Below are 13209 nucleotides of genomic sequence, written 5' to 3' on the forward strand. Positions count from 1 at the left end.
ATCTACAAGCTTTCACAACAACCTATTTTCCTTGAAACTAAAATAGCTACTGAATGTAATAATAATGTGGTCTATTAATTCTATTCCTATACTTTGGCAAGCTTCTGCTAGTTGCCTAGTGAGAGATATATCGCTATTTGAAGGTTGTGTATCTCCGCTTGGATGATTGTGAGATATTACAATGGATGTTGAACCAATCAAAAGTGCGCGCTTGATGATCTCTCTGACATAAAGAGGAGTTTGATCTACTGTACCAACGTTTTGCAGGTCTTCCGCTATTAGACGATACTTTTTATTCATATAGATGACGCGAAAATTTTCCTTATTGAGGCTTCCTATGCTTATTCTTAAATAATCAAGCAATTTTTCCCAGTTATCGGTTATAGGCAGGTCTTTTATTTCTTCTCTTGCAGAACGAACAAAGGCTTGTTTCAAACAAAAGATGGCAGATATTGCTGCATTGCTGACACCATCAACATTTTGCAGTGCTTCCAGGTCAGCATTAAAAACTTTATTCAAACTGCCAAAATTTTCTATCAAACTCTTTGCTATCGGCTTTACATCAATTCTACTGTATGCTGAATATAAAATGTGCTCTAAAACTTCATAATCAAGTAATGATTGTCCATTATCTAAAATAATTTTCTCTCTTAGGCGCTTTCTATGCCCCTTTTTGTAATTTTTCATCATTAATGAATTGCTTATCTCTTATAATAAGAAATTGAATTTTTAAGTAAAATATTTAATAAAGCACATGGCGCATAATTGTAAGAACATTCATTTTTGAAGACAGTAAATGGTGTCATCAAAGTAGTTGACGCGAGCTCTACGTCATACCGCCTCGGTATCTCTAGATCCCGCTAACAAGTAGCGGGATGACGGTTGTCAGGGTGTCATCCCAGTGCCTCTATAATGTCATCCCAGTGCTCCTATAATGTCATCCGAGTAGCTGACACTGGGATCTCATTTCACTCTATAATAGTATCATTCCAGTGCTCCTATAATGTCATCCCAGTGCTCCTATAATATCATCCGAGTAGCTCCTTTTTTTGTCATCCCAGTGCCTCTATAATGTCATCCCAGTGCCCAGACACTGGTTCACTCTATAATGGCAGTGCCTCTATGATGTAAGGAATCCAGTTTTTATGCAATCTCATCAAGAACGTTGTGTTTTAACGTAAGGTTGGCTACTTTTACACTCACTAACTTAGCTAGATCCCAGTGTCTGGGCACTGGGATGACACCTTCCTGCCCAGTTCATGTTGCTATAAATATTAAGAAATTTACCAAGCAGAAAAAAAGGCAAAGAAACCCCGAGTTAGCTAGTCCTTTACTATCTTTGTCGAGTATTGGCATTTTTTGATGTCTTGTAACGCTTTGTAAGCGCGCTCAGCTTATTTAGATAAAAATCTAGATGTAGATGAAGTTTTGTAAAGACATACAGTATCTATATACTGCAAAAAATTGAACATAAGACGCCGATACATTAAGTAATCCTTACCTCTTAATCTGCAGATTGGCGAAAGCAAATACAATAGCTTCAGTTTCATGATAAGGGGACTGGCGGAGTTTGTCAAGGAATTTTTATGCAAGAGATCTATTGAAATGCCCCTGTAAAATTATACTATTAATTAGTGCACTGTAAATTTAAAATTATAGATATGTTAAGCAGATTGGTAATTTTGCTATTAGTTTTTATACTTCCTTTTTCTTCATACTCATACCAGTTTAGAACCAAAGCAAAGCAAGCAATAGTCTTAGATTTAGCTTCAGACTCGTTCATTTTTGACCATAATTCCGATGAAAAAATGGCCCCATCTTCAATGAGCAAGTTAATGACTTTATATATAGCCTTCGATTATCTAAAAGCTGGAATAATAAATATGGAGGATAAATTTCGAGTAAGCAGAAAAGCGTGGGAAAGAAAAGGCTCTTCTATGTTTTTGAAAGAAGGTCAATCCGTTACGGTGAGGGAATTACTCGAAGGAATTACAATAGTCTCAGGTAATGATGCCTGCATAACACTAGCCGAGGGTATTGCAGGATCAGAAGAGAATTTTGTGGCTGAAATGAATGAGGTTGCACAAAATTTGAACCTGAATGACAGTCATTTTGTCAACTCAAGCGGGTGGCCAGATGGAGATCATTTTATGAGCGCAAAAGACTTGGTAATGCTGGCAAAAAGGATTTTCACTGATTTTCCTGAATATTACGATTTATTTTCTGAACAATATTTGACATATAACGAAATTGCACAAAAGAATAAAAATCTTCTACTTTTTCACGACATTGGGGTTGACGGTTTAAAAACCGGTTATACAAATGCTGGTGGTTATGGCATTGTAGCATCTGCAAAACGAAATGATAGGAGAATTTTTGCTGTCGTAAATGGTTTAAACACTGAGAAAGAGCGAATAGAAGAAGCAAAAAGACTGATACAATACTCCTTGAAACATTTTAATACTAAGAAAATATTTGCTAAAGACAGTGTAGTTGAGGAAGTAAATGTTCTCTATGGAAAAGATAAAAAAGTGCCTATTACAGTTGCAAACGATGTTACCATAACTTACAACCGCAAATTGCATGACCAAATTAAGGTGCGTATTGAATATAAAGATATGATACCTGCACCCATTAAAAAAGGTCAAGAAGTGGGCAAAGTTTTTGTAGAAATACCAGATATTGAGCAACAAACTACACCTCTTTATGCAGCAAATGACGTACAGGAATTGAATTTCGTAGAAAAGTTTTTTAGAATGTTATTTTAAGTTTAATATATTGGCTTTCAAAGCAATTTCGAAAGAGAGATCTATTGCACTTTAGTGTAGTTTTAACTAACAATTTCTGTTACAATACAAGATTGAAATGTTACGAAAATGTGCTGGTTATATTTGTTGCTGTCTAGTATTCTAGAGATACTGTGGGCTGTAACGTTAAAGTTTAGTAACAGTTTTACTAAAGTTGTGCCTTCGATTGCAACATTGGTAATTATGATCATTAGCATTTACTTTTTATCTCTTGCAGCATGCTTTCTACCTATTAGAGTATGCTATGCAGTTTCCTCTGGAATATGCACAATTGGAATAACTATAATTGGTGCAACCACTTTCACAGAGAATATTAATTTATCTCAAGTTTTATGTATCATTTTAATTGTAATAGGAACCATAGGGCTAAAGCTCTCTATTTAAACCTAAAAATTTATGCATGAATTGGATATATTTACTCTTATCGTCACTAATTGAAGTGTTCTGGGTCATAACACTTAAGTATAGTTATGGATTTACTCATCTCGTACCATCAATAATTAGCATATTCTCCATGGCTCTTAGTACGTATTTACTTTCGCTCGCTATACGTTCTATACCTATCGGAGTATGCTATGCAATTTGGACTGGAGTAGGTGCTATAGGAGCTTCGGTACTTGGAGTTTACCTATTTAATGAACCAGTTAATTTATTCGAAGTAATATGCTTTATTTTAGTTACATTCGGGATTATAGGATTAAAATTGTTTGATACTGCAAAACAAACTGTTGATAAAATGGAATAAGAGATCCCACTGGGATGACAGAAGCAGATACTCCACATTGTCATGCAAATTGGAATCCAGACTTTTTTCTATACAGCATGGTGGAGACGAGAAACCATAACCTTCACACTTAATTCTGCAATTCTTCAATCTCACTAATGGACAGGCCAGTACACTTGACAATAGTGTTAACATCAATATTATTGGCTAGCATTGTTTTTGCAACTTCAATTTTTCCTTCTTCTCTACCTTCTTTCCTACCTTTCTCTTCACCAATTTTGATGCCTTCAATTTTTCCTTCGATTTTTCCTTGTTAAATAGAAGACAGATAATCATCAATATGTTTCTTAGTTTGATCATAAGCAAAACGTTCTTCTTTACTCCAGTTATATTGATTTAACACATCATAAGCTCTACCAATAATAACATCACTACCTATTATTTTCTGTAGATCTTCTTCGCTAGTTTCATCGGCGTACTTAAAAAAATAAATCCATTTTTCAACAATATTTGAAAGCTGATCTTCTTTTGTCTTATTAAACTTTGGTAGCTCGATGAAAGTGAAACTAAAATCTTTGAGATCATGTTCATAGGTAATTATTAAAAGTAACGTGATCAGATTTGTAAGCCAGCTTGTTAGGAAATAAGATAAAATCGGCGATAGCAATAAAAATAACTCCTTTAAGATCTTGATATTGATCACCTTTGTGAGCTTGACTTGAATAAGCTTTAGCAGCATAGTATTGAGCGCGTTTCTCAAAGCCTGTAGTTTTAACAACTTGCATTTCAATAATTAGCTGGGTTCCAGCAGAATCAGTACAGAGAACATCAACAATGCTCTGCTTTTGAGAAGCAATATCAGGGTCCTGAATGGGACTTAAGAAAGAAACATCTTCTATCTGATCAACACCAGTAAGGCCTAGCATATCATTAAGAAAGTGAATAAGAATGTCCTTATTATTTACAGAGCCAAAAATACGCCGAAAGGCAAAGTCGTTCTTAGGATCGAGAAACTTAGAAATAGCCATAGTAAAAATGCTTAGAAAAGATTAATAATTATATACTATTATTAACAACTATTCAATCATATTTTAAGCTTAACTTGATACTACAAACTGTGTCAAGCTGCCGCCTTGCCACCTCCTAGCACATTCCTATTTACGTTTTGCGCTTCTTTCGTTTCATCCATTTTAGTACTAGGTTTTAATATGCTATATGTAATACCACCAACTGCTAGTGCCGCTGCTGTAATGATAGCTACTGCTATCATTACGGACATCAATTCAACTGCAACTGTCCCGGTTGCAAAAAGTGTCACTGCTATTGCAGTACTGAGTGCCGCAGCTGCACAGCCGGCAATAATACCATTTTTAATTGCCTTCTTTTCCAAAAACTGTTTTATATATCCGCTTTTGTCAAGATCCATTGGAGTTTTACCATCCTTATTTTTCAATAAAGGATCTGCTCCATTTATTATGAGAATCTCTACTACCCATTTGTTCCAAGTAGCAGCCAAATGTAAAGGAGTACATCCATTTTCATCTAACGCATTAACATCAGCCCCTTCTTCTATTAGAGCTTTTACAATTCCTTAATCACTATAATGTGAAGCGACCAAATGTAGAGGAGTATTCCCATCCTTATCTACCGCTTTAACATTAGCTCCTCCTTTTATTAGAATATTTAGAGCTTCTTCACCCCCCCAATCTGAGGCAACTACATGTAAAGGAGTTTTGTTATCTTTATCTATTGCATTAATGTCAATGTCTTTTGCTCTCAATAGAGCACTTATTGCCCCTTCATTGCAAAATTGAGCAGCATAATGTAAAGGGGTCTCATCATCTTGATTTTTTACATTAACATCAATGTCTTTTGCTTTTAACAGAGCATCTATTGCTTTCTCACTGCCATAGTGAGCAGCTATATGCAAAGGAGTAGATTTTCTGCAATTTTCTGCACTGACATTTATTTTTTCTGCCTTCAGTAGAATATCTATTACTTTTTCGCTGTTAAACCGAGCAGCCCAGTGCAAAGGAATCCATGCAGATGGTTCATCTATTGCATTAATATCAACTCCCTCTACTCCCAGTAGAGCTTCCGTTATATTTTCTAGGTTATTACGAGCAGCTAAATGTAATAATGTACACTTATCCTTCTCCCGAAGAAATGGATTATCGGGAGCGTGAAACAGGTGATTTACATTAAAACTAGCCTCATCCCACTCTTTATATTCATCTGAATATCGTGACAATTTCTCTCTAATTTTCTCAATTACATTGTCCTTACTTAAATTCCCTTCTTCATTAACTGTACTTAATATTCTTTTCCACTGATCATATTTCATCGCCATAACTTTACTCCTACTTTAACAATATTTTAATTATCATATATTATGACAAGAAAGTCAACCCTACCTAATTTTGCTTAGTAAGCACACTAACTATGAAACAATCTATATTACCATCAAAAACAGAATTTATATTACCCACTTCATGTCCAGTTCTTAAATCCTTCACCATTTGATATGGATGCAAAACATACGATCTGATCTGATTGCCCCAGCCTATATCGCATTTTTTACCATATTCTTCAGCCATTTTCTGTTCTTTTTTTTCCAGTTCAATTTGGTACAAACGTCCTTTAAGTAATTTTAACGCCTCATCTTTATTTCTGTGTTGAGAACGACCATTTTGGCATTGAACTACAACACCAGTTGGAATATGCGTAATGCGTACCGCACTTTCAGTCTTGTTCACGTGCTGACCGCCTGCTCCGGAAGCACGGTAGGTGTCGATCTTTAGATCCTTTTCATCCACAGCAATATCAATTGAATCTTCTATCACTGGAGTTACTCCTACACTTGCAAAACTGGTATGACGTTTACCATTTGCATCAAACGGCGATATTCTAACCAGCCTGTGAATTCCACTTTCACTTTTTGCCCACCCATAAGCTTTTTCTCCAACGATTTTTATCATTGCAGACTTTATACCAACCGATTCTCCTTCTAATTTTTCTACAACTTCAACTTTAAAGCTGTGATAAATTTCTGCCCATCTTACATACATGCGCATCAGCATTTCAGCCCAATCATTGCTCTCTGTTCCACCAGCTCCTGAGTGGATTTCTAAAAAGCAGTTATTGTTATCTGCTTCACCAGTAAATAAGGATTCTGTCTCTTTAAGTTTGATTAATTTCTCTAGCTTAGCTAATTCACTTTCAACTTCAGAGAAAAATTCTTCATCATTCTCATCAATAGCAGACTTCATTAAGCTAATGGCATCGTTGTAATCGCTTTCCAGCTTTAAAAACAACTCTACGTCATTATTAATTTTAGAACGTTCTTTTAAAATTTCTTGTGCCTTTTGATTGTCTTGCCACAGATTATCATTCGACGCTTGGGAATCCAGCTCTTCAAGACGCAACTTTAATTTTTCTATGTCAAAGACACCTCCTGATAAGAGAAATACTTTTATTTAAGCCTTGAAAGTATTCGAAGATTTCTGAATAAGTTTTCATTATACTTTAGATTTTAATATACTTACTATTACTAACAATAACAGCAAACAAAATAGAAATTTAACCATATGATAGTTAATTCAAAATAATTTCATTATACTTTAATGTTTAAGGAAATCAAGTGTGTATATTTATTAAAAAACAAGGTAAAGTAATGAATATTAAAATAAGTTCTCATTATGGTTTAGACAAAAAGGCTATTGATGACTTAATAGAGTCACTTGATAACGAGGAGCTAGAAAATGTTCGTAATATTGTAAAAACGATAGATAGCGTTCAGTTAGCTTATTTTTTATCTACTTCAATCAGTGATCACAGGGAAAAATTAGTTAATATCCTCGATCAACATTTGTTAAGTGATGCCTTAGTGCATGTAGTGCCAGATTTACAAAGAGAGATCATAGAAACATTGGGAATAGAAAATACAGCAAAGTTACTAATGCTCCTTGATGTAGAAGATATAGTAACCATAGTGAAAGATTTGGATAGAAAGTCTATAGAAAACATACTTAACTACTTACCCAATGCAACTCAAAAATTAGTAGAGGAATTGTTATCATACCCAGAAGAAAGTGCAGGAAGGTTGATACATAAAAATATGGTTATAGCTCCATATTATTGGACGATAAATCAGCTAATGGAATTCTTGCGCAACTATAAAAAAATACCAGAAAGATTTCACCAGATATTCATTATCAACTCAAAATTAGAGCCTATAGGCAGTGTTAATTTAAATAAGGTAATATCTCACTCAGGAGACACAATAATAAAAGAGATAATAGATCATGACATAAAAATCATTAAAACTGGAGTAGACCAAGAGGAAGTAGCAAGAATATTTAAAGATTACTCTCTATTATCGGCTCCGGTAGTAAATAAGAATGGTAAAATTATTGGTGTGATCTTAATTGAAGATGTGATAAAAGTTGTTCAACAAGAAACAGAAGAGGATGTACTCAAAATAAGCGGTGTATCTTCTAAAGCCGATATAAATGCCCCTATACATAAAACTATAATTAAAAGGCTACCTTGGTTACTGTTTAACCTCTTAGCTGCAACAATGTGTTCCATAGTAGTTGGCTTTTTCGATGATGTAATAAAAAGTTTTATAGTACTGCCAATAATCATGCCGATAATTGCATCAATGAGCGGAAATGCAGGATCCCAAACAGTAACGCTAACCATCCGGGCAATCGCAACAAAATATCTAACTGAGCAAAATGCAAAAAGAGTACTGATGAAAGAATTTTTAATAGGTCTTATAAACGGGGTAATTTTATCTACCATTTCACTCGTAGTATTAGCAATAAGATTTCACAATTTCAAAGTGGAGATGATTTTTGTGGTCTCCATGATTATGATGTCAATTATTGCAACGTTCATCGGAACTTTCATTCCTATAATGCTTCACCGTTTAAAGTCTGACCCTGCAGTTTCTTCTTCAATCCTAACATCGGCAACAACTGATATTCTCTCAGCTCTTATATTTCTTGGTTTAGCTACGATCTTTTTATTAAACAGTTGACAATATCAAGTTTCACAACTTTACCAACTATTTCTTTCTATTAAATAAGAATAAATTACCTATACAAAGATAGATTGGCAATATTTCAAGTCTACCAAGCAGCATCAAAAACGACAAAAATAATTTTACTTCATTACTGAAAGAAGAATAGTTACCTGAAGGGCCTATTAAATTACTAAATCCCTGGCCAGAATTTGTAAGCGTTGCAGAGACTGAGCTGATGCTAGTTATAAAGTCTGCATTGCTTAAGTAAGACATCACTATTGATGAAATGGTAAACGTTAACATGAAAATTGCAAAAAATATAAAGACAGAGTGAACTTCATCATTCTCCAGGGTTTTTCCGTTGAATTTTACCCTATTACCTGCACCTGGGTTTAATAAAAGGCGAAAGTGATTTCCTATAGACTTTAGAAAAATGATCAAACGAAAGATTTTGATGCCACCACTTGAAGAACCACTACATCCACCAACAAAGGTTAGAAAAAAAGCTAAGACTGAAATGAAGCTCCAATCTATATGATTACAGATTGCATAACCAGTTGACGTAATTAAAGAGGTGATGGTAAACGTGCTGTATCTAAATGATAATGACACTCCTAAATTAACATTTTGATACAACCAAAAACAAGCAAATAAAGATGAAACAATAGCTATCTTAACAAAGTAAGAGACCTGTTCATCATAGCAAATGTCTAACCGTCTTATGATTTTTAAATAGCTAAGAAAAGGCAGAGAACCCAAAATCATAAAAATGATCGTTATGACTTCTAACATAGGGTTATTGTAGTGCCCTATAGAATCATTATAGTTAGCAAATCCACCAGTTGATACAGCGGACATTCCGTGACATATTGCGTCAAATAGTGGCATACCAGACAGATAATAGGAAAATATACATAACAAAATTAGGCCATAATATATTGCTGTAATATGAATTACTACGCTTCGCGTGTTCGGCAACTTCCTTTTTGTAGCATCTGAATATTCAGAATAAAGTAAATTATTTAGGCTGAGAATCTTAAACATAGGAAAAACTGCAATTCCTAAAGTGATTACGCCAAAACCCCCTATGCCGTGTAGCATTGCTCTCCATAGCAGTATTCCTGGAGATTGTTTTTCAATATCATTAAATATAGTTGCCCCTGTGGTTGTGATGCCAGATATCGTTTCAAATAATGCATCAACATAGCTCAGATTATCAAAATAGAAAGGAATAGCTGCAAACAAAGACAAGGCAATCCAGGTGCAACTAGTAATCGCAAAAATTGCCGGCATGCCATTTAATTTACCGAGTAAAATAAAAATTACGCCAGATGTGCAGGTAATTATGAATCCAGCGAGAAAATTTTTCCATTCGTAGCTGAGATATTTATTAGTAATAGCAGGAATAAGCATTGCTAAGCTAAATAACAATAGGAATATTCCCACAATAAATACAATTGAACGTAAAATTTGTAAACGTTGATGATTTTTCATAGAGTTATTTCCTCGCTATACAAAGCCATAAAAGCTACTCTAACGTCAAGCATTTTGTTGGCCTTTATTAACAATATACTTGACTTACTTGTAAATGTGTAATAATTAAACTTTATTAATAAGAGCAATCATCAATAACAACCTTAAAACGGTCCAGGACATATTTAACGATAATGAATATGATGATATACAAGCAGCTTTGAGACACAAGGAAACTCCGATTAGTGGCAAAGATACCATTTAGATCTTGCTATTGTTCGTCTTAACATTGCAGTTGAAGCTCAAGTAGAGATCATTAAACTAATTTGGGAGGAAGCTAATCAAAAAACTCGTGATTCTGTGTGTGATAATGCAATAGAGAGTTTTCAAAACTTTCAAAGAGAAACTGGCCTTAGTGACATAACTGCTCTTAAAACAGTTATTCAAGAAATGGAAGAGCACAGGAGAGTAATGGGTCTTAATATTGAACTAAGACATGTAATAAAAAGTCTTAATGTTAATCAAGTTAAAGCAGCATTAGAGAATTATGGTGAAGATGTAAAAAGTGTTTTAGAGCGAGAGGTAGATTGGAATGATGGAGACGTAGATCCCCTTTTAGTTTATCCTCTGATAGTTGACTATGAAAGAAATCTTGACAAAGAAGAATTAAAAAAGATATAAAGAGATCACTAAACTTCTTTGGGATAAAGCTTCCCCTGATGTTCGTAACTCCTGGCTTGAAGACTACAGAGAAGGTCAAAATACAGGACGTAACTATATAATAGATTCTCTTGAAGAGCGACAAGAAATGTATGGTAATATAGCTGGTGAGGGATGGCTTGAAGACTACATGGTTAATAGAGAAGGTCAAAATACAGGACGTAACTATATAATAGATTTTCTTGAAGAGCGATAAAAAATGCATGCTGATATGGCTGGTGAGGGATGGCTTGAAGACTTTATTCAAGAAGTTAAGGATTATAGACGGCAAAGAGACATACAACTCAATGACCCTATTCTTGAGGAAGAAGATAAACAAACGCTTGAGCTAGCAAAGCAAGAAAGTTTGCTTACTGCTCCTATAGCAACTAACACTACTGAACCTACTGCAGACAACAAAACCACAGAAAAGAACGATACAACCTTCTGGAGTGAAACAAAGGGAAGATTGCTCTAAGCGTTGTTAGACTATGCGCAGCTGGTGCTGTTGCAGCCTATGTGCTGACGTATCCTGCAGTTGCATTAGCTTTAACAGCTTTGGCAGCCGTTATATTAATAGGTGCTGGTATTGCTAAGGTTCGTGAGAAAGTGGAAAATCCAAGTGTAGAAAAACCGTTTACACAAAAAGAAAAAGCAGCATAATATCATCCCAGCGGCCACCATAGGTGGCTTGCTGGATATCACATTATCTCAAAGACCTTTGCTGAAGCTTTCTTTATATCTTCACTTGAAAGTGGGATTAGACTAAGCCTAGATAGGTACCCATCTTCAATGCCGATCGAATCTATAATTTCTTTTATGAATTCTCTTAATCCATCAACAGTATCCAGGTGTTCTTTCTTTATATAAAGGTATAGAGGTCTTGCTAATATATATTTTCCCAATGATATATTTTCGTAAGTTGGCTCAATTCCTGCAATTGTGCTCCCTTGTATTTTATCTTGATTCCTCATTAAAAAGCTAAAACTAAATATCCCTAAAGCGTTCTTGTTACTTTTCAATTTTTGTATTATTATGTTTTCATTAATTCCAACTTCTATATACCTTCCGTCATCCCTTATATTACCACATGCTTTCTTTCTTTCTTCCTGATCTTTATAATTCTCTTTGAAAATTCTCGAGTTCATGCATGAATATTGATTGAACATAATAGAATTAACCAAAGTTTCGTATGTGCCTGTATTTTGATGTGGACCATAAATTTCAATTTCTGTTTTTGGTAAGGCTTGATTTACATCAGACCAAAACTTCTTATTATTTTTTACTAATTTATCATTTTCTTGAGAATATGCAGATAAAGTTTCAAATAAGTCCTTCTTTGTGAAATCAAATCTATGGCTTTGATTTGAATTTGCAATGACAATTCCATCATAGCCAATGATGATCTCTATCACTTCATTAATTTTATTTCTTTTACATAGTTCTCTTTCTACTTCCTTCATAGGACGAGATGAAGTGGTGATGTCTGGCGTGTCTTCCCCTATTCCTGAGCAAAACATTTTGAACCCTGATCCACTTCCTATTGATTCTACAACTGGAGTCTTAAAAGAGAATACACGATTGAACTCCTCGGCTACAAATGAGATAAAAGGAAAAACGGTTGAAGATCCAACAATTCTGATGTATTTCCTGGCATCAGTATTTGACAGCGGTGTGAATAATACGAATACAAAAATCAGGAAAAAGTTTCTAAGCATTATTTTTAGTTAAGAACATAAATCTAATTATTGTAATAAAAAATCAAACTGAAAAGCTTTAATTGCATGACAAAAGCTACAGTTTACATTTAAATTTTATTTTATATTATTGTAAGTATTACACAACTTTAAGGGGCAATTATGGCAGTTATGCCAGATAAATGGATAAGAGAAAAAGCTGAAAATTTTGGGATGATAGAGCCTTTTGTGGATCACAAAAGCAGCAAAGGTGTTATATCTTTCGGACTATCGTCTTATGGGTATGATGCAAGAGTGGATAATAAATTTAAAATTTTTACTAACGTTAATTCAGCCATCGTAGACCCTAAAAATTTCTCTGAGAATAGTTTTATAGATAAAGAAACAGACGTATGCATAATTCCACCAAATAGCTTTGTGCTTGCAAGTACAGTGGAATATTTTCGTATACCAAGAAATGTACTGGTCATTTGTGTTGGTAAATCAACTTACGCAAGGTGTGGAATTATAGTAAACGTTACTCCCTTAGAACCTGGATGGGAAGGTCATGTCACACTCGAATTCTCAAACACCACCCCACTTCCTGCAAAAATTTACGCTAATGAAGGCGCATGCCAATTCGTATTTTTAAGCGGCGAAAGTGAGTGTGAAAAATCATATGATGATATGAAAGGAAAATATATGAATCAGCATGGTATCACTTTGCCGCTGGTGAAGTGATTACTACTTTTGTTGTGAGCTACTAAGCTGCTCTATAGACAATATCCCACTATCACCAAA

14 protein-coding genes and 2 pseudogenes are annotated in these 13209 nt (G+C 34.5%); 8 read left to right on the forward strand and 8 right to left on the reverse strand.

Translation table 11 applies throughout. The features are described 5' to 3' along the window. Positions 1-12: 12 nt before the first annotated feature. Entirely contained in the window at positions 13-687 is a 675-nt protein-coding gene (gene radC, locus OM966_RS04435; RefSeq protein WP_264329049.1) for a RadC family protein, read from the reverse strand. Positions 688-1661: 974 nt separating this feature from the next. Here radC and OM966_RS04440 point away from each other — a divergent pair. From OM966_RS04440 to OM966_RS04450, 3 genes are all read left to right on the forward strand, one after another. Further along, positions 1662-2768, forward strand: coding sequence for a D-alanyl-D-alanine carboxypeptidase family protein (locus OM966_RS04440; RefSeq protein WP_264328962.1), 1107 nt, complete (start codon positions 1662-1664; stop codon positions 2766-2768). Positions 2769-2876: 108 nt separating this feature from the next. Then, positions 2877-3191: a DMT family transporter gene (locus OM966_RS04445; RefSeq protein WP_264328963.1), complete on the forward strand. Its 315-nt coding sequence runs from the start codon at positions 2877-2879 to the stop codon at positions 3189-3191. A 16-nt stretch (positions 3192-3207) separates the two neighbouring features. Continuing rightward, positions 3208-3552 carry a DMT family transporter gene (locus OM966_RS04450; RefSeq protein ID WP_264328964.1) on the forward strand — a complete coding sequence of 115 codons (345 nt, stop codon included), beginning with the start codon at positions 3208-3210 and terminating at the stop codon, positions 3550-3552. 109 nt (positions 3553-3661) lie between these two features. Here OM966_RS04450 and OM966_RS07565 read toward each other — a convergent pair. From OM966_RS07565 to prfB, 5 genes and pseudogenes are all read right to left on the reverse strand, one after another. After that, positions 3662-3784 (reverse strand): annotated as a pseudogene (locus OM966_RS07565) (Rpn family recombination-promoting nuclease/putative transposase); the annotation flags it as partial. Between the two features lie 60 nt (positions 3785-3844). After that, positions 3845-4559, reverse strand: a pseudogene (locus tag OM966_RS07360) (Rpn family recombination-promoting nuclease/putative transposase). A 92-nt stretch (positions 4560-4651) separates the two neighbouring features. Further along, a complete protein-coding gene (locus OM966_RS04465; RefSeq protein WP_264329050.1) occupies positions 4652-5119 on the reverse strand; it encodes an ankyrin repeat domain-containing protein in 468 nt (155 codons plus the stop codon). Positions 5120-5122: 3 nt separating this feature from the next. Further along, complete coding sequence (locus OM966_RS04470; protein WP_264328967.1) at positions 5123-5881, reverse strand: ankyrin repeat domain-containing protein; 759 nt, start codon at positions 5879-5881, stop codon at positions 5123-5125. A gap of 64 nt (positions 5882-5945) precedes the next feature. Then, positions 5946-7050 (reverse strand): peptide chain release factor 2 gene (prfB, locus tag OM966_RS04475; protein ID WP_264328968.1). Its coding sequence is split into 2 segments (ribosomal slippage): positions 5946-6974 and positions 6976-7050, totalling 1104 coding nucleotides; the frame shifts between segments, so codons are not numbered across the junction. Positions 7051-7204: 154 nt separating this feature from the next. Between prfB and mgtE the strand changes: the two genes are divergently transcribed. Further along, positions 7205-8575, forward strand: coding sequence for a magnesium transporter (gene mgtE, locus OM966_RS04480; protein ID WP_264328969.1), 1371 nt, complete (start codon positions 7205-7207; stop codon positions 8573-8575). A gap of 27 nt (positions 8576-8602) precedes the next feature. On the opposite strand, the gene OM966_RS04485 is transcribed toward mgtE, so the two are convergent. Beyond that, positions 8603-10054 (reverse strand): TrkH family potassium uptake protein, encoded by a 1452-nt coding sequence (locus tag OM966_RS04485; protein ID WP_264328970.1) that lies wholly within the window; start codon positions 10052-10054, stop codon positions 8603-8605. A gap of 339 nt (positions 10055-10393) precedes the next feature. Between OM966_RS04485 and OM966_RS04490 the strand changes: the two genes are divergently transcribed. The 3 genes from OM966_RS04490 to OM966_RS04500 all read left to right on the forward strand — a co-directional run bounded on the left by OM966_RS04490 (position 10394) and on the right by OM966_RS04500 (position 11395). Next, positions 10394-10714 carry a hypothetical protein gene (locus tag OM966_RS04490; protein WP_264328971.1) on the forward strand — a complete coding sequence of 107 codons (321 nt, stop codon included), beginning with the start codon at positions 10394-10396 and terminating at the stop codon, positions 10712-10714. A 238-nt stretch (positions 10715-10952) separates the two neighbouring features. After that, positions 10953-11210 (forward strand): hypothetical protein, encoded by a 258-nt coding sequence (locus tag OM966_RS04495; protein ID WP_264328972.1) that lies wholly within the window; start codon positions 10953-10955, stop codon positions 11208-11210. Positions 11211-11251: 41 nt separating this feature from the next. Beyond that, on the forward strand, positions 11252-11395 hold the full coding sequence (locus OM966_RS04500) for a hypothetical protein (protein WP_264328973.1): 144 nt from the start codon (positions 11252-11254) through the stop codon (positions 11393-11395). A 38-nt stretch (positions 11396-11433) separates the two neighbouring features. Here OM966_RS04500 and OM966_RS04505 read toward each other — a convergent pair whose 3' ends face one another. Beyond that, a complete protein-coding gene (locus tag OM966_RS04505) occupies positions 11434-12450 on the reverse strand; it encodes a substrate-binding domain-containing protein (RefSeq protein WP_264328974.1) in 1017 nt (338 codons plus the stop codon). Between the two features lie 141 nt (positions 12451-12591). On the opposite strand from OM966_RS04505, the gene dcd reads away from it, so the two are divergent. Further along, positions 12592-13149, forward strand: coding sequence for a dCTP deaminase (gene dcd / locus OM966_RS04510; RefSeq protein ID WP_064125494.1), 558 nt, complete (start codon positions 12592-12594; stop codon positions 13147-13149). The last annotated feature ends 60 nt before the right edge of the window (positions 13150-13209 follow it).

Source organism: Wolbachia endosymbiont (group A) of Andrena hattorfiana (genome assembly GCF_947179565.1).
Taxonomy (GTDB): Bacteria; Pseudomonadota; Alphaproteobacteria; order Rickettsiales; family Anaplasmataceae; genus Wolbachia.

Excerpts from the sequence above, each read along its gene's own strand:
- dcd (WP_064125494.1), top strand. The coding sequence starts at position 12,592 with ATGGCAGTTATGCCAGATAAATGGATAAGAGAAAAAGCTGAAAATTTT.
- OM966_RS04505 (WP_264328974.1), bottom strand. The coding sequence starts at position 12,450 with ATGCTTAGAAACTTTTTCCTGATTTTTGTATTCGTATTATTCACACCG.
- OM966_RS04450 (WP_264328964.1), top strand. The coding sequence starts at position 3,208 with ATGAATTGGATATATTTACTCTTATCGTCACTAATTGAAGTGTTCTGG.
- radC (WP_264329049.1), bottom strand. The coding sequence starts at position 687 with ATGAAAAATTACAAAAAGGGGCATAGAAAGCGCCTAAGAGAGAAAATT.
- OM966_RS04495 (WP_264328972.1), top strand. The coding sequence starts at position 10,953 with ATGCATGCTGATATGGCTGGTGAGGGATGGCTTGAAGACTTTATTCAA.
- mgtE (WP_264328969.1), top strand. The coding sequence starts at position 7,205 with ATGAATATTAAAATAAGTTCTCATTATGGTTTAGACAAAAAGGCTATT.
- OM966_RS04485 (WP_264328970.1), bottom strand. The coding sequence starts at position 10,054 with ATGAAAAATCATCAACGTTTACAAATTTTACGTTCAATTGTATTTATT.
- OM966_RS04470 (WP_264328967.1), bottom strand. The coding sequence starts at position 5,881 with ATGGCGATGAAATATGATCAGTGGAAAAGAATATTAAGTACAGTTAAT.
- OM966_RS04440 (WP_264328962.1), top strand. The coding sequence starts at position 1,662 with ATGTTAAGCAGATTGGTAATTTTGCTATTAGTTTTTATACTTCCTTTT.
- OM966_RS04445 (WP_264328963.1), top strand. The coding sequence starts at position 2,877 with ATGTGCTGGTTATATTTGTTGCTGTCTAGTATTCTAGAGATACTGTGG.